Below are 15,507 nucleotides of genomic sequence, written 5' to 3'. Positions count from 1 at the left end.
CATGGTAAAAAATTTATTTTTGTGGCTGATCATCGCGATAGTGCTGGTCTCGGTATTTAGTAATTTTGGTCCTCGCCATACCTCGGCTGAAAAGCTTTCCTATAGTGAATTCTTGAAAGAAGTTGATCAAGGAATGGTTAATTCGGTGACTATCGAAGATAGTAAGGTCATTAAGGGAATAACCAAGAATAATCATCGCTTTGTGACTTATATGCCAATGCAGGATGATGCATTACTCGGCGAGTTACTTAAGTCGAAAGTTGATGTCAGCGGACAAGAAAAGCAGCAAGAAAGCTTCTTATTGCACTTATTTGTCAACTGGTTCCCAATGTTGCTGTTGATTGGTGTTTGGGTCTTCTTTATGCGACAGATGCAGGGCGGCGGTGGCCGTGGAGCTATGTCATTTGGACGTTCTCGTGCAAGGCTTTTGGGTGAAGATCAGGTTAAAATAACCTTTGCCGATGTAGCTGGCGTAGATGAGGCTAAAGAAGAAGTCAAGGAGTTAGTTGATTTCCTACGTGATCCAACTAAGTTCCAGAACCTTGGCGGTCGTATTCCTCGTGGTGTACTGCTGATTGGTCCTCCAGGTACAGGTAAAACCTTGCTAGCCAAGGCAGTGGCTGGCGAAGCAAAGGTTCCTTTCTTTACAATTTCTGGTTCTGATTTCGTCGAAATGTTTGTAGGTGTTGGTGCCTCTCGAGTTCGCGATATGTTTGAGCAAGCCAAGAAGCATGCACCTTGTATCATCTTTATCGATGAGATTGATGCGGTTGGCCGGCATCGTGGTGCTGGCCTTGGTGGTGGTCATGATGAGCGCGAGCAGACTCTAAACCAACTGTTAGTTGAAATGGATGGTTTTGAGGGGAATGAAGGTGTCATCGTTGTTTCCGCAACAAACCGCCCCGATGTTCTTGACCCCGCTTTACTTCGACCAGGTCGCTTTGACCGTCAGGTCGTTGTTCCCTTACCCGATATTCGCGGTCGTGAGCAAATTCTGAGGGTTCATTTACAGAAGGTTCCAATTGATAAACAGGTTGAAGTGCTTCCTATTGCTCGTGGAACTCCTGGATTCTCTGGAGCTGATTTAGCAAATCTCGTCAATGAGGCAGCATTATTTGCAGCGCGTGCAAATAAACGCAAGGTAGGAATGGTCGAGCTCGATAAAGCAAAAGACAAGATCATGATGGGTGCTGAGCGACGTTCTATGGTGATGGACGAAAATGAGAAAAAACTGACTGCCTATCATGAAGCTGGGCATGCTATTGTTGGCCTATTAGTGCCTGAACATGATCCCGTTTATAAGGTAACTATTATTCCACGTGGCCGTGCTTTGGGTGTCACCATGTTTTTACCTGAACAAGATCGTTACAGTCATTCCAAACGCCGTCTTGAAAGCCAGCTGTCCAGCTTGTTTGGTGGGCGTATTGCAGAAGAACTTATTTTTGGCGCAGAAAGCGTAACAACGGGGGCCTCAAATGACATTATGCGCGCTACAGAAATTGCACGCAAAATGGTTACAACCTGGGGCTTGTCAAATCTTGGCCCACTTACTTTTGGTGAGGAAGAAGGAGAAGTATTCCTTGGTCGGTCTGTTAGTCAACATAAAGAAATGTCGGATAAAACTGCACAACAAATCGATGATGAAGTTAGACAAATTATCGATAGAAATTATCAGCGCGCCAAAGAAATTCTGCTTGCAAATATGGATAAGCTGCATTCGATGGCAGATGGTTTGATTAAATATGAAACGATAGATGCTAAGCAAATAGCGGAAATTATGCAAGGACAAGAACCCTCTCCTCCTGAAGACTGGGATGGGGCTAAAAAGCTAGAGCAGGACAAAAAGGGTGAGGATACTACATCCAAGTCAATCAATGGTAAGCCGGTAGATCACCCTGCCGGTGAGCACTAATTAGAGCGCGCCTAAATACAGCGCATACTCCTTCATCTACCATCAAGTGATAAAAGCACTTGATGGTATTTTTATTACCGAGAGTTTCCGTGAATATTGAAGAATTTAAGATATGGTGCGAATCATATGACCAGGCATTTTCAATTGGTTCTCACCAAAAGCCACTGATTATGGGAGTACTTAACGTTACTCCCGATTCCTTTTCTGATGGAGGTAAGTATTACCAATTGCAGCCAGCTCTAGAGCATGCTCGCCAAATGATTATAGATGGTGCGGATCTGATTGATATCGGCGGTGAATCATCAAAACCAGGGGCAAGACCTGTAAGCTGGGAAGAGGAGTTAGACAGAGTGATTCCTGTTATCAGGCAATTACGTACAGAAACTGATATTTGTATCTCAATTGATACCACTAAGGCACAAGTAATGCATGCAGCTATTAGTGAAGGCGCATCTATAATTAATGATATAGCTGGTTTTAGATCCAGGGAATCATTAGCGATGGCAGCCCAACTAGATGTGCCGCTCTGTTTGATGCATATGCAAGGTGAACCATTAACTATGCAAGATGCACCTAATTATCAGCTTGATGTTGAAGAAGAGCTCAACCTGTATTTTGAACAAAAGATAGCAACCTGTGTTGCAGCAGGCATTAAAGCTAAAAACCTGATAATAGATCCAGGGTTTGGTTTCGGTAAAACGGTGGAACACAATATGCGTATAGTAAAACAACTTGCCAAGTTTAAACGGCATAATCGACCCATAATGCTAGGCGTTTCACGCAAAAGCACTTTGGGTGCGATATTAAACGCCCCTGTAGATAAAAGATTGGCCGGGGGATTGGCTCTTGCTGTGTACGCATCTTTGCAAGGTGTTTCAATCATAAGAACACATGATGTTGCAGAAACGAATCAAGCGCTTCTAATGGTTCAGGCCATAAATGAAGCAGGAAAGAATGAAAAAGCGGGGGAACAATGATGAATCAACAAAAATATTTCGGTACTGATGGAATTCGTGGGCAGGTTGGTTTATCTAATATTAACCCTGAATTTGTATTGAAGTTAGGTTGGGCAGTAGGCCGTGTTCTGGTAAATGGCCAGCGCAAAAAAGTAATTATTGGTAAGGATACTCGTGTTTCAGGTTACATGTTGGAGTCAGCATTGGAAGCCGGATTATCAGCAGCCGGCGTGGATGTTGCCTTGCTTGGCCCCATGCCAACACCAGCAATTGCTTATCTTACGCAAACTCTTCGCGCTAATGCCGGTATTGTTATCAGCGCCTCTCATAACCTTTTTGAAGATAATGGCATAAAATTCTTTTCAGCAGATGGGACAAAACTGCCAGATGCAATGGAACTGGCAATCGAAGCTGAAATTGAGAAGCCATTACAAACAGTAGTTTCGGCAAAATTAGGTAAAACAACTCGAATAAAAGATGCTCCCGGCCGTTATATTGAGTTTTGCAAATCTTCAATTCCCTCACTAACTCGCTTGTCAGGATTAAAAATTGCGGTGGATTGTGCAAATGGAGCGACCTATCACATTGCCCCTAACGTATTTAGTGAGTTGGGTGCGGAAGTAATCACAATGGGTGATAAACCAGATGGTTTTAACATTAACCTTGATTGTGGTTCAACAGCGCCAGAGGCTCTGAGAAAATTAGTTCTAGCATCAGGTGCTGATCTCGGTGTAGCACTTGACGGTGATGGTGACAGACTAATTTTAGTTGATCATGACGGCAATATAATCAATGGTGATCAGATTATTTACATCATTGCTAAAGATCGACACCAACGAGGGCAATTACATGGGGGTGTTGTAGGAACTTTAATGAGTAACTATGGGCTGGAAAAAGCTATAAATGCACTAAATGTCCCCTTTATACGCACTAAAGTTGGCGACCGCTACGTTTTAGAAACCCTAAAAGAGCAAGATTGGAAAATAGGTGGGGAATCATCAGGTCACATTGTTTGCCTGGATAAAACAACAACCGGGGACGGTATTATTGCTGCTTTGCAAGTTTTGGCCTGTATGGTCAAACAAGAAAAAACATTAGCGCAGCTCGTGCAGGATATTCAACTTTTACCACAGACATTGATTAATATTAAAACGGAAAATGCTGAGTTACTAGCAGCGCATTCAAAAGTTCAGGGAATGGTTAACAATCTTTCAAACCAACTACAAGGTGAAGGACGAGTGTTGTTACGTCCCTCAGGTACAGAGCCGCTGCTAAGAGTGATGGTTGAAGGAGTCGATCAGCAGCAGGTTAAAATCCATGCTCAACGCCTCAGTGATGAGATTATTCACTTTGCGAAGCAGTTTGCACATCAATCTCAGCAGCGTGAGCAATAATTGAGAAAAGCTTTCTACATATCTCCTTTGAGAAAAGACAGCTAAGGACACTACTACAAAGCTTTGCAGAGTAGCTCTTCAAGACCTGTGTTTGGTACCTTTCTTAATTCCTTCGTCTCAAGCATGGGGCGAAGGTGCAAGAGAGTAGATAAGGAGCCTCTAGTTGATCTTTACCCCTAGACCAAGGATCAACCTAAAAATCAACCAATTCGGCTCAATTTGTTATAAAAACAACCAACACAAAATCAAATTAAACAAAAAAGAATTCGAATGCTAGGATTTAAGAAAACTTTCATGTATAGTCCGCCCCTGAACGCAGGAGGTCTGTCATGAGGATTAAAATTGTAGCAGGGAATTGGAAGATGAATGGTCAGATCGACCAGATTAAGTCCTTATTGCAACAATTAGTTAACCTGATTGATAAGCAAAACAAAGCACAGTGCGTAGTATTACCACCGTCAATATACCTTCCTCTAATCAAAGAATATTTGAGTGAAACAACTATAAAGTGGGGGGCACAAAATGTTTACCCACGAGAAGCAGGTGCATTTACAGGCGAGATTTCAGCTCCCATGCTTCAAGACTATGATTGCCGATATGTATTGGTCGGACATTCAGAGAGAAGACGACTTTTTTCTGAAGATGAAAAATTTGTCGCAGATAAATTCCACCATGTAAAAGATCATGGTATGATACCGGTTCTTTGTGTTGGTGAAACTCAAGAAGAACGCGAGCAAGGACTGACAGAGCAGATTCTTGCAAAACAGTTATTAGCTGTAACAGGTGAAAGAGAGCAGTGCTTCAAAAACTGCGTAATAGCTTACGAGCCTGTGTGGGCAATCGGGACAGGGCAAACAGCCACTCCTGAGCAAGTACAAAATGTGCATGCATCAATCAGGGCTTTAGTTGCAGAGTTCAATAAGGACGATGCAGAACGACTGCCGATATTATATGGTGGTAGTGTGAATGAAAAGAATGCCGCTGCCTTATTTGCTATGCCAGATGTAGACGGAGGCTTAATTGGTGGTGCATCTCTTAATGCACAACAATTTGTGGAAATCGTGAAATGTATCAATTGATTTTAATGGTTCATGTGTTGGTTGCCATAGTCTTAATTGGCTTAGTGCTAATTCAACATGGTAAAGGCGCTGATATAGGAGCGGCTTTTGGTTCTGGTGCATCAAACACTGTGTTTGGAAGCCAGGGGACAGGAAGTTTCTTGTTCAAATTAACCGGTGGTTTGGCTTTGACTTTTTTTGTTACTAGTTTGACTCTGTCTTATTTGGTATCTGCGCAATACCATAGGACTGAACAACAAGCCATCCCTCAACAAACCATCACGCCGGAATCTAAGATTCCAGTGCCGGTTAATAGTAGTGAGAGCGGAAAACAATAACTAGAATATGCCGAAGTGGTGGAATTGGTAGACACGCCGTCTTGAGGGGGCGGTGGCGTAAGCCGTGCCGGTTCGAGTCCGGCCTTCGGCACCATATATAATCCGAGCGAAACGATATGATGCTTTCACAATATTTACCTATACTAGTTTTTATCTTGATTGCTCTTGTGATTGGCTTAGCAATGCTGGGAGCCGGTTCGCTATTGAGCAAGCATAGCCCAGATGCAGCTAAAAATTCCCCTTATGAATGTGGTTTCGCAGCCTTTGAAAACTCACATATGCCCTTTGATGTGAGATTCTACTTAGTTGCTATCTTATTCATCATATTCGATTTAGAAACAGCCTTTTTTGTTCCCTGGGCTGTAGTTTTACGTAAGATAGGTTGGTTTGGCTTTACTGCCATGATGATCTTTCTTGGCCTTTTGGTAATTGGTTTTATCTTCGAATGGAAACGAGGCGCCCTTGAGTGGGAGTAGTGTTCTGTTGTTTCTATCGAAAAGTGGCCGCTCAAGGAGGCATGCTTGAATTTTGGTGAAAAGTTTGATTTGTGCGCAGATTGTGTGAAATGCAACTTTTCAGTGAATGAGCGTAAACTGTTTAGATCGAAAATCAGTTAAAACTTTGTTATTGTTAAACCCCGAATTTTTTAGAGGCTTGCTATGGCAGTTGCAGAATTGCAAAAAAGTGGCTTTGTTACAACGTCAGTCGATAAACTGCTTGGTTGGGCACGTAGTGGTTCTATGTGGCCTATGACTTTTGGTTTAGCCTGTTGTGCTGTCGAAATGATGCATGTTGGTGCCGCACGTTACGATTTAGACCGATTCGGAATTATCTTTCGGCCAAGTCCTCGGCAGTCTGATGTGATGATTGTTGCAGGAACCCTATGCAACAAAATGGCTCCAGCTTTGCGGCGGGTCTATGATCAGATGCCTGAACCAAGGTGGGTTATTTCCATGGGTTCTTGTGCTAATGGTGGTGGCTATTACCATTATTCATATTCAGTGGTACGCGGCTGTGATCGTATCGTTCCTGTTGACGTATATGTTCCAGGCTGCCCACCAACAGCAGAAGCACTGCTTTATGGCATTATTCAATTACAGAATAAAATCAGGCGTAAGCAAATTATAGAGGCTTGAGACCAGCACAGGTAAAATCAGATGACAAAATTAGAAAACTTGGCTGAACAATTAAACACAGAATTAGGCGCCCTAGTCACTTCAGTTTCAATAGCAAATGAAGAGATTACAGTGGAGTGCGAGGTTGCGCATATCAAAGAAACCCTCGGTCGGTTACATAAACATGATTCATTTGCATTTGATCAACTCATCGATCTTTGTGCTGTAGACTATTTGCTTTATGGTGAATATGACTGGGAAACTGAATCGGCAACTGAAAGTGGATTCTCTCGAGGTGTTGAACGCCAAGAAGCAAGAGTCTACGTTTTGGATAAGCCACGATTTGCAGTGGTTTATCATCTTTTATCCACGAAGCTAAATCATCGAGTACGGGTTAAAACGTTTCTGGATGAATCACATCTAATTATCCCTTCTGTACATGATATATGGAAAGGCGCAAATTGGTTTGAGCGTGAAGCCTATGATTTATATGGTGTTTTGTTTGAAGGCCATCCTGACCTGAGGCGGATCTTAACTGATTATGGTTTTATCGGTCATCCTTTCCGCAAAGATTTTCCCGTGAGTGGGCATGTGGAAATGCGTTACGATGCCAGTTTGCAAAAAGTTATCTATGAGCCTGTTGATATTGAACCAAGGATCCTGGTGCCCAAAGTAATTCGTAATGATAATCGTTATATTGATGGTGGGAGTGAGAAATGATTGAGCTAAAAAATTACACTCTCAACTTCGGTCCGCAACACCCGGCAGCACACGGAGTCTTGCGTCTAGTATTAGAACTGGAAGGTGAAACAATAGTCCGTGCTGATCCTCATATTGGATTGTTACATCGCGCAACAGAAAAGCTTGTGGAAACAAAGCCTTACATTCAAAGCATTGGCTACATGGATAGACTGGATTATGTCTCCATGATGTGTAACGAACATGCCTACGTGAATGCTCTGGAAAAATTACTTGGTATCGAAATTCCCCTACGAGCAAAGTACATTCGTACAATGTTTGATGAGGTAACAAGATTACTTAATCACCTACTCTGGTTAGGCGCCGTTGCCTTAGATATTGGTGCAATGACAGTATTCCTTTATTGTTTCCGTGAGCGTGAAGATTTGTTTGATTGCTATGAAGCAGTTTCTGGCGCACGTATGCATGCCACCTATTACCGACCTGGTGGAGTAGCTCGCGACTTACCCAATACAATGCCCCAGTATGAACCCTCTCGCTGGCACAACGAGCGTAAAGTGGAGAAAATGAACGAGCATCGGCATGGTTCATTGCTTGACTTTCTATGGGCATTTACTGAGCGGTTTCCAAAATGTGTCGATGAATATGAAACCTTGCTTACAGATAATCGTATTTGGAAGCAACGTACAGTTGATATTGGCGTAGTTTCTCCTGAAGCAGCACTGCAATGGGGGTTTACTGGCCCAATGCTCAGGGGCTCAGGTGTTGCATGGGATTTACGTAAAAAGCAGCCTTATGCAGCTTACGATCGGGTGGAGTTCGATATTCCAATTGGAAAGACAGGTGATTGCTATGATCGGTATCTTGTTCGTGTTGAGGAGTTACGTCAATCAAATCGAATTATCAGACAATGTATCGAATGGTTACGTAACAACCCTGGCCCTATAAGAGTTGACGATTACAAAGTTACACCTCCCAAACGTGAAGTGATGAAACATGATATGGAAGCCCTTATCCATCATTTCAAGCTTTTCACAGAAGGTTTTTGTTTACCGGCAGGAGAAGTTTATTCTGCAGTAGAGGCGCCCAAAGGGGAGTTTGGTATTTATTTAGTATCCGATGGAGCAAATAAACCCTATCGCATGAAAATTCGTGCGCCAGGTTTTGCTCATTTATCCAGCTACGATGAAATGGTTCGCGGCCATATGCTTGCAGACGGTGTTGCAATTCTGGCAAGCCAAGACATTGTGTTTGGTGAAATTGACCGATAAATTAAACGAGATATTTTTCGTTTAAATTGAAACGTATTAAAGGTTAACAAGAATGTCCGATAATTCAACTAAGTTACTTCGTCAGTATGTATCATCCGCTGCAATGGATGATATTGACCACTGGATTAGTAAGTACCCAGCTGAAGAACGTCAGTCAGCTGTAATGGCAGCTTTGCGCATAGCGCAGGAAGAAATTGGCTATCTAACTCCTGAAATAATGGATGCGATTGCCGAATATCTGTACATGCCGCCAATAGCAGTCTATGAAGTAGCTTCTTTTTATACTATGTATGAACACAAGCCAATTGGACGCCATCTGGTCAATGTTTGTACAAACATCTCATGCAAGCTTTGTGGCTCAGCTGAGATTGTTAAGCATTTACAGAAAAAGCTAGGAGTTAAATTAGGAGAAACAACGGCAGATGGTAAATATACCCTGCGTGCTGTCGAATGCCTGGGTGCTTGTGTAAATGCACCAATGATGCAGATCGACAAAGATTATCATGAGAATCTGACCAACGAAAAAATTGATAAAGTGTTGGAACAGTACGATGAACGATAGAGGTGGTTGTCATGGTTGAACAAAATCAAGTCTGTTACCGAACATTTCATTTAGAGGAACCTTGGACTCTTAAGGCTTATACGAGTGTTGGTGGCTACAGTGCATGGCGTCGAATATTAAAAGAGCAGACACCTCCTCAACAAATTATCGAAGAATTGAAAACTTCAGCGCTAAGAGGTCGTGGTGGAGCAGGCTTCCCTACTGGTCTTAAGTGGAGTTTCATGAATCGGAATTCCCCTATACAAAAATACGTTGTTTGTAATTCTGACGAGGGTGAGCCAGGAACCTGTAAAGATCGTGAAATATTAAGCCTAAACCCGCATCAGTTGATCGAAGGTATGGCAATCGCAGGATATGTTATGGGGGCTACGGTCGGATATAACTATATTCGTGGAGAGTTTTGGCTGCCTTTTGAAAGAACGGAATCAGCGTTGAAAGAAGCGTATGCTGCAGGGTTACTTGGTAAAAATATATTAGGTAGTGGTGTTGATTTCGATCTCTATAATCACTTGGGAGCTGGCGCCTATATCTGTGGCGAAGAAACAGCCCTACTCAATTCGCTTGAAGGTAAAAAAGGTCAACCTAGGTTTAAACCACCATTCCCAGCTAACTATGGCTTGTATGGAAAACCGACCACGATTAATAATACAGAGACCTTTGCTTCTGTCCCTGTCATTATGGAAAAAGGCGCTGAATGGTTTCTTAAACTTGGCAAGCCTAACAATGGTGGGGCCAAATGTTTCAGTGTCAGTGGCCACGTCAATAACCCTGCTAATTTTGAAATTCCTCTGGGAACCCCATTCAAAACACTTTTGGAGTTGGCTGGCGGCGTCCGAGGCGGCAGAAAAATCAAGGCGGTAATTCCAGGTGGTACCTCTATGCCAGTCTTGCCGGGTGAGATTATGATGAATCTTGACATGGACTATGACAGCATACAAAAGGCTGGTTCCGGTTTAGGTTCTGGTGCTGTAATTATTATGGATGAAACAACCTGTATGGTAGATGCCTTATATCGAATTTCTGAATTCTATATGGATGAATCTTGCGGGCAATGTACACCCTGTCGCGAAGGTACAGGTTGGTTAGTGCGCTTAATCCATCGTATAAAAGAAGGACATGGAGCACCAGGAGATATTGAGAAACTAGTAAATGTCGCTGACAAAATTGAAGGTCGTACAATTTGCGCTTTGGGTGAAGCCGCCGCATGGCCTGTGCAGAGCTTTGTTAAGCATTTTTACCATGAATTTGATTATTTCATTAAGCATAAACGCTCGGTCGTCGCAGCATAATTGAGAAGGTTTGAACAATGGCTACCATTGAAATCGACGGTAAAACATTTGAAGTAGAAAACGGCAAGATGATTATTGAGGTTGCGGATGATGCGGGAATCTATATTCCCCGCTTTTGCTACCACAAGAAGTTATCCGTCGCAGCTAACTGCCGTATGTGCCTAGTTGAGGTTGAGAACGGCCGTAAGCCAGTTCCTGCCTGTGCAACACCTATAACCAATGGCATGAAAGTATTCACTAAATCGGAAGAAGCCATTCGATCACAGCAGGCTGTGATGGAATTCTTGCTTATTAATCACCCACTGGATTGTCCAATATGCGACCAGGGTGGTGAATGTGAGTTACAAGACATCTCTATGGGCTTTGGCCATGACGCATCCGAATACAAAGAGTCAAAGCGCTCTGTGAATGATGATAATTTGGGTCCCTTAATTGCCACAGAAATGACACGTTGTATTCACTGTACACGTTGTGTTCGCTTTGGTGAGGAAATTGCAGGCTTACGCGAGCTAGGGGCAACCGGGCGTGGTGAGGAGATGCAAATCGGAACCTATATTCAGCACAGTATTAAGTCTGAAGTATCAGGTAACGTTATTGATTTGTGCCCAGTTGGAGCCCTAACGTCCAAGCCCTACCGCTTTACAGCTAGAGCATGGGAAATGACGCAGCATGACAGTATCGCCCCCCATGATTGTCTTGGTTCAAATGTCTATCTACATGTTCGTCGTAATACGCTGATGCGTGCTGTGCCTAAAGAGAACGAAGCAATTAACGAAACCTGGTTATCAGACCGAGACAGGTTTAGTTACTTGGCATTAAATAGCGAAACCAGGGCAAGCCAGCCAAAGATTAAGAAAAATGGTCAATGGGAAACGGTTGATTGGCAAACGGCTCTGGCATTCGCAGCAGAAGGTCTAAGTCGGGTTATTAAACAACATGGAGCTGAGCAGTTTGCAGCTTTTGCTTCCCCTTCTTCAACTTTAGAAGAACACTATCTTCTGCAAAAACTGATGCGAGCACTTGGGGTTGATAACCTAGACCATCGTATTCACCAGGTTGATTTTAGCGATCAGGACACCCAGGGAACTATACCAAGCAGTTCATTAAAGTTTAGTGAGTTGGAAAATCAGCAAGCAATCCTTATCTTGGGTTCGAATATTGATAGAGAGGTACCCCTTGCTGGCATTCGAGCTCGCAAAGCATTTAGGAATGGCGCTAAGCTTTTTGCGATTAACCCAGTCGACTATGAATATCGTTTTGACTTATCAGAGAAAATTATTGTATCGCCTCAAGAAATGGCAATGCAGCTAGCTAAGCTTTTGTTAGCCATGACTGATGATGTATTGTCTTTACCTGAAGAAGCTCAGCGCTTATTGGTCGGACTTGAAATAGATAAAACGACTAAGCAAATTGCTGAGGCACTAAAACAAACAAATTCTGCAATTATTACTGGAGAACTCTGCGAGAACCATCCTCATGCTTCATTACTAAGAACCTTAGTGCATTTAATTGAAGAGAATTCTTCTGTTAAGGTTTTAAGATTAACAGCAGGTGCAAATAGTGCCGGAGCTTCTCTGGCTGGCATGTTGCCGCATAGGACTGTTGCTGCTAAATCAGTAGCGGCTCCGGGAATGGATCTGCAAAAGTCTCTGGATGCAAAGTTGAAAGGATATTTCCTGCTCGCAGTGGAGCCAGGATTGGATTTTGCAAATCCTCATGGCGCAAGACAGTCTATGTTAGGGGCTGAGTTTGTAATAATGCTTTCAGCTTTTGAAAATGAATCCATGCAAGATTATGCCAATGTGATTTTACCAATAGCTCCTTATGCCGAGACATCAGGTACCTATATCAACATAGACAAGGTATGGCAGTCAGTAAAGGGTGCCCAGGCCCCCCATGCAGAAGCCAGACCCGCTTGGAAAGTCTTGAGAGTTCTTGCGAATCTTTTGCATTGCAAGGGTTTTGATTATGTTTCCAGCGAAGAGGTGTTAAACGAAGTAAAATCTGCCGCTGCAATGAGTGCCGAAAATAAGTATGAGCCATACTACCCCGAATCACTGCCCCTATCTAATATGTCACTGGTGAGAGTCGGCGAATGGCCTTTATATCGTTGCGATACAATTGTCCGCCATGCTCAAGCGCTACAGAATTGTGCAGCCTCAGAAACTGCATGTATAAGAATTCATCCAAGCACTGCGGACAGATTGAAATTAGATGAGGTTGCCACTGTATCTCAGGGAGATATTGAGATAACATTGCCGCTTAAACGCGACGAGCGCATGGCACCAGATGTCGTATGGGTAGCAAACGCAATGCCAGAAACAGCAGACCTCGGGCATTCTTTTGCTGCAATAACTATCAAGCGCTAAACAGGTAGAACTATGCTACAAGATATTGGCATTTTGCTGTGGGTGATTCTTAAAATCCTGGCTATCGTACTTCCCCTACTTATAGGGGTTGCTTATTTAACCTATGCTGAACGCAAGGTTATTGGTTATATTCAAGTTCGGATAGGTCCTAACCGCGTTGGTGTAAAAGGCCTTCTACAGCCTTTTGCCGATCTGTTTAAACTGATTACGAAAGAGATTATTGTTCCGACAAAATCGAATAAGTACCTCTTTGTCATAGCTCCTTTATTTGCCTTGGCTCCGTCACTTGCTGGCTGGGCTGTAATTCCCTTTTCACAAGGTGTAGCGCTTGCGGACATAAATGCTGGTCTTCTCTATGTGTTTGCGATGAGTTCGCTTGGCGTGTATGGTGTCCTTATAGCAGGCTGGGCTTCAAACTCAAAATACGCCATGTTTGGTGCTTTACGCTCAGCAGCACAGACTGTTTCCTATGAAATTGCAATGGGTTTCGCAATTGTTGGTGTATTGATCGCTGCAGGCAGCTTAAATCTGACTGATATCGTACTGTCTCAGCGTGGCGGTATTTTGCATTGGTGGTTTTTACCTTTATTGCCTCTGTTTTTAGTTTTTTGGATTGCAGGGGTTGCAGAAACCAATCGTGCTCCCTTTGATTTGGCAGAAGGTGAGTCTGAAATTGTAGCCGGTTTTCATGTTGAATATTCAGGAATTGGTTTTGCCATATTCTTCCTGTCTGAATATGCGAGCATGATTTTAATTTCTGCTATTATGTCACTTCTCTTCTTGGGTGGCTGGCTCTCTCCCTTTGAAGGGATGCCTGTATTAGAAGAAATTTTCTACATTGTCCCAGGATTTGTCTGGCTATTAATTAAGGTTTCATTCTTCCTCTTTGTTTATTTGTGGGTACGTGCGACTTTCCCTCGATACCGTTATGACCAATTGATGCGTTTGGGATGGAAAGTCTTAATTCCGGTGACTATTGTCTGGATTGTTGTAACAGCACTAATGGTCATGACACACCTTAAACCGTGGTTTTAACCAGTCAACTGAGTAGACTAATGAAACAAGTATATCGATACATCAGACATTATCTTCGCAGCTATCTGCTTTTAGAGTTATTAGCTGGGCTGAAAGTTACTGGAAAATACTTTTTTAAGAAAAAAGTTACAGTACAATTTCCGGAGGAAAGTACGCCACTATCTCCTCGTTTTCGTGGGTTATTGGCTTTGCGCCGCTACCCGAATGGCGAAGAACGATGCATCGCTTGCAAACTCTGTGAAGCGGTATGCCCTGCTCTGGCCATTACAATTGAATCTGAACCACGTGAAGATGGTTCAAGGCGAACAACTCGTTATGATATCGACATGTTTAAGTGCATTAACTGCGGTTTATGTGAAGAATCATGCCCTGTAGATTCAATTGTAGTTACACCAATTCACCATTATCACATTAGCCAACGTGGTCAGAATATTATGACAAAAGAAAAGTTGTTGGCTGTAGGTGATTTGATGGAAAAGAGACTGGCAGCCGATAGAGATGCCGATAAAGAATGGCGCTAATGGGGTTCGAAATGCATGACTATTTAATACAGACGGTTTTTTATGTTTTTGCAGGTTTGGCAATAGTTTCGGCGCTAATGGTTATTACTCAAAATAACCCTGTACGTTGCGTATTATTTCTAGTGCTAACCTTTTTTGCGAGTTCCGTGCTTTGGATACTAGCGCAAGCTGAGTTTTTAGCACTGATCCTTGTTTTGGTATATGTAGGTGCAGTGATGACTTTATTCCTCTTCGTCGTCATGATGCTGAATATTGATACAGAATCGATGAAAGCCCACATGGCAAGATATTTGCCCTTTGGACTAATCCTTGTCGCCCTGTTAACCGGTTTATTACTCGTCGCTGTGCCAGAAGGTAGCTTTAAATCAGGCGTTGAGAAAGCGGCTACAAGCGAAGTAGCAGGCGTTTCTTTGGCGAACAGCACAAATGCTTTGGAGCCAACAACGAAGCCATCAAATACAGAAGAAATTGGAATGGCACTCTATACCGATTACGTATTTGCATTTGAAATAGCAGCTGCCTTACTTCTTGTTGCGATTATATCGGCAATTACTCTGGCCCATCGTGGAGTAATTCGTTCTAAACGACAAGATATCCTGAAACAAATCATGACTCGTCGGAATGATAGAGTTGAACTTATTAAAATGAAGTCAGAGAAATAAAAACTAGGGAACATCGATGATACCAGTAAACCATTATCTGATATTAGCCGCGATTCTATTTGGTTTAGGCCTTATAGGTATTATGCTTAATCGCAAAAATATCATACTGCTCTTAGTGTGCATTGAGCTGATGCTACTTGCAGTAAATACCAATTTTATTGCTTTCTCTCATTATTATGGAGGAGTAGCGGGCCAGGTATTTGTCTTTTTTATTTTAACCGTTGCCGCTGCCGAAGCAGCAATAGGCTTGGCCATAGTGGTGTTGCTATACCGTAATCGGGGCAATATCGATGTCGATAAGATGAATCATTTAAAAGGTTAACAAC

The 15,507-nt window shown here is 42.8% G+C and carries 16 protein-coding genes and 1 tRNA gene; all 17 read left to right on the top strand.

Annotated elements, in window-relative coordinates:
* The first annotated feature begins 1 nt into the window (after window position 1).
* The 17 genes from ftsH to nuoK all read left to right on the top strand — a co-directional run bounded on the left by ftsH (window position 2) and on the right by nuoK (window position 15,503).
* On the top strand, window positions 2-1,912 hold the full coding sequence (gene ftsH, locus BN1094_RS01030; protein ID WP_043872574.1) for an ATP-dependent zinc metalloprotease FtsH: 1,911 nt from the start codon (window positions 2-4) through the stop codon (window positions 1,910-1,912).
* An 89-nt stretch (window positions 1,913-2,001) separates the two neighbouring features.
* On the top strand, window positions 2,002-2,889 hold the full coding sequence (gene folP / locus BN1094_RS01025) for a dihydropteroate synthase (protein ID WP_052403060.1): 888 nt from the start codon (window positions 2,002-2,004) through the stop codon (window positions 2,887-2,889).
* Window positions 2,889-4,262: a phosphoglucosamine mutase gene (glmM, locus tag BN1094_RS01020; protein WP_043872573.1), complete on the top strand. Its 1,374-nt coding sequence runs from the start codon at window positions 2,889-2,891 to the stop codon at window positions 4,260-4,262. Before folP ends, glmM begins: the two co-directional genes overlap by 1 nt.
* 329 nt (window positions 4,263-4,591) lie before the next feature.
* Complete coding sequence (gene tpiA / locus BN1094_RS01015) at window positions 4,592-5,341, top strand: triose-phosphate isomerase (RefSeq protein WP_043872572.1); 750 nt, start codon at window positions 4,592-4,594, stop codon at window positions 5,339-5,341.
* Window positions 5,329-5,658 (top strand): preprotein translocase subunit SecG, encoded by a 330-nt coding sequence (gene secG / locus BN1094_RS01010; RefSeq protein ID WP_043872571.1) that lies wholly within the window; start codon window positions 5,329-5,331, stop codon window positions 5,656-5,658. The genes tpiA and secG overlap by 13 nt, the downstream gene beginning before the upstream one ends.
* A gap of 9 nt (window positions 5,659-5,667) precedes the next feature.
* Window positions 5,668-5,752: transfer RNA gene (locus BN1094_RS01005), tRNA-Leu, on the top strand.
* Between the two features lie 25 nt (window positions 5,753-5,777).
* Window positions 5,778-6,134 carry an NADH-quinone oxidoreductase subunit A gene (locus BN1094_RS01000; protein WP_043873627.1) on the top strand — a complete coding sequence of 119 codons (357 nt, stop codon included), beginning with the start codon at window positions 5,778-5,780 and terminating at the stop codon, window positions 6,132-6,134.
* A 183-nt stretch (window positions 6,135-6,317) separates the two neighbouring features.
* Window positions 6,318-6,794, top strand: coding sequence for a NuoB/complex I 20 kDa subunit family protein (locus BN1094_RS00995; RefSeq protein WP_043872570.1), 477 nt, complete (start codon window positions 6,318-6,320; stop codon window positions 6,792-6,794).
* A 21-nt stretch (window positions 6,795-6,815) separates the two neighbouring features.
* Window positions 6,816-7,493: an NADH-quinone oxidoreductase subunit C gene (locus tag BN1094_RS00990; protein ID WP_043872569.1), complete on the top strand. Its 678-nt coding sequence runs from the start codon at window positions 6,816-6,818 to the stop codon at window positions 7,491-7,493.
* Complete coding sequence (locus tag BN1094_RS00985; protein ID WP_043872568.1) at window positions 7,490-8,743, top strand: NADH-quinone oxidoreductase subunit D; 1,254 nt, start codon at window positions 7,490-7,492, stop codon at window positions 8,741-8,743. The genes BN1094_RS00990 and BN1094_RS00985 overlap by 4 nt, the downstream gene beginning before the upstream one ends.
* Before the next feature lie 52 nt (window positions 8,744-8,795).
* Window positions 8,796-9,305: an NADH-quinone oxidoreductase subunit NuoE gene (gene nuoE / locus BN1094_RS00980; RefSeq protein WP_043872567.1), complete on the top strand. Its 510-nt coding sequence runs from the start codon at window positions 8,796-8,798 to the stop codon at window positions 9,303-9,305.
* Window positions 9,306-9,316: 11 nt separating this feature from the next.
* Window positions 9,317-10,594 (top strand): NADH-quinone oxidoreductase subunit NuoF, encoded by a 1,278-nt coding sequence (gene nuoF / locus BN1094_RS00975; protein ID WP_043872566.1) that lies wholly within the window; start codon window positions 9,317-9,319, stop codon window positions 10,592-10,594.
* A 17-nt stretch (window positions 10,595-10,611) separates the two neighbouring features.
* Window positions 10,612-12,963: an NADH-quinone oxidoreductase subunit NuoG gene (nuoG, locus tag BN1094_RS00970; protein ID WP_043872565.1), complete on the top strand. Its 2,352-nt coding sequence runs from the start codon at window positions 10,612-10,614 to the stop codon at window positions 12,961-12,963.
* A 12-nt stretch (window positions 12,964-12,975) separates the two neighbouring features.
* Complete coding sequence (gene nuoH / locus BN1094_RS00965; RefSeq protein ID WP_043872564.1) at window positions 12,976-13,998, top strand: NADH-quinone oxidoreductase subunit NuoH; 1,023 nt, start codon at window positions 12,976-12,978, stop codon at window positions 13,996-13,998.
* A 20-nt stretch (window positions 13,999-14,018) separates the two neighbouring features.
* Window positions 14,019-14,519 (top strand): NADH-quinone oxidoreductase subunit NuoI, encoded by a 501-nt coding sequence (gene nuoI, locus BN1094_RS00960; RefSeq protein ID WP_043872563.1) that lies wholly within the window; start codon window positions 14,019-14,021, stop codon window positions 14,517-14,519.
* Between the two features lie 11 nt (window positions 14,520-14,530).
* Window positions 14,531-15,181: an NADH-quinone oxidoreductase subunit J gene (locus BN1094_RS00955; RefSeq protein ID WP_043873626.1), complete on the top strand. Its 651-nt coding sequence runs from the start codon at window positions 14,531-14,533 to the stop codon at window positions 15,179-15,181.
* A 16-nt stretch (window positions 15,182-15,197) separates the two neighbouring features.
* Window positions 15,198-15,503: an NADH-quinone oxidoreductase subunit NuoK gene (gene nuoK, locus BN1094_RS00950; protein ID WP_043872562.1), complete on the top strand. Its 306-nt coding sequence runs from the start codon at window positions 15,198-15,200 to the stop codon at window positions 15,501-15,503.
* The last annotated feature ends 4 nt before the right edge of the window (window positions 15,504-15,507 follow it).

The sequence above is a fragment of the Legionella massiliensis genome, assembly GCF_000756815.1.
GTDB classification, from domain to species: domain Bacteria; phylum Pseudomonadota; class Gammaproteobacteria; order Legionellales; family Legionellaceae; genus Tatlockia; species Tatlockia massiliensis.
The sequence above is the reverse complement of the archived record's forward strand: the minus strand, read 5'-3'. Positions and strand labels throughout refer to the sequence as shown.

Bases quoted from the DNA above. Each gene is read 5' to 3' on its own strand.
- ftsH (WP_043872574.1), top strand. From the start codon at position 2: ATGGTAAAAAATTTATTTTTGTGGCTGATCATCGCGATAGTGCTGGTC.
- glmM (WP_043872573.1), top strand. From the start codon at position 2,889: ATGAATCAACAAAAATATTTCGGTACTGATGGAATTCGTGGGCAGGTT.
- tpiA (WP_043872572.1), top strand. From the start codon at position 4,592: ATGAGGATTAAAATTGTAGCAGGGAATTGGAAGATGAATGGTCAGATC.
- secG (WP_043872571.1), top strand. From the start codon at position 5,329: ATGTATCAATTGATTTTAATGGTTCATGTGTTGGTTGCCATAGTCTTA.
- BN1094_RS01000 (WP_043873627.1), top strand. From the start codon at position 5,778: ATGCTTTCACAATATTTACCTATACTAGTTTTTATCTTGATTGCTCTT.
- BN1094_RS00995 (WP_043872570.1), top strand. From the start codon at position 6,318: ATGGCAGTTGCAGAATTGCAAAAAAGTGGCTTTGTTACAACGTCAGTC.
- BN1094_RS00990 (WP_043872569.1), top strand. From the start codon at position 6,816: ATGACAAAATTAGAAAACTTGGCTGAACAATTAAACACAGAATTAGGC.
- BN1094_RS00985 (WP_043872568.1), top strand. From the start codon at position 7,490: ATGATTGAGCTAAAAAATTACACTCTCAACTTCGGTCCGCAACACCCG.
- nuoE (WP_043872567.1), top strand. From the start codon at position 8,796: ATGTCCGATAATTCAACTAAGTTACTTCGTCAGTATGTATCATCCGCT.
- nuoF (WP_043872566.1), top strand. From the start codon at position 9,317: ATGGTTGAACAAAATCAAGTCTGTTACCGAACATTTCATTTAGAGGAA.
- nuoG (WP_043872565.1), top strand. From the start codon at position 10,612: ATGGCTACCATTGAAATCGACGGTAAAACATTTGAAGTAGAAAACGGC.
- nuoH (WP_043872564.1), top strand. From the start codon at position 12,976: ATGCTACAAGATATTGGCATTTTGCTGTGGGTGATTCTTAAAATCCTG.
- nuoI (WP_043872563.1), top strand. From the start codon at position 14,019: ATGAAACAAGTATATCGATACATCAGACATTATCTTCGCAGCTATCTG.
- BN1094_RS00955 (WP_043873626.1), top strand. From the start codon at position 14,531: ATGCATGACTATTTAATACAGACGGTTTTTTATGTTTTTGCAGGTTTG.
- nuoK (WP_043872562.1), top strand. From the start codon at position 15,198: ATGATACCAGTAAACCATTATCTGATATTAGCCGCGATTCTATTTGGT.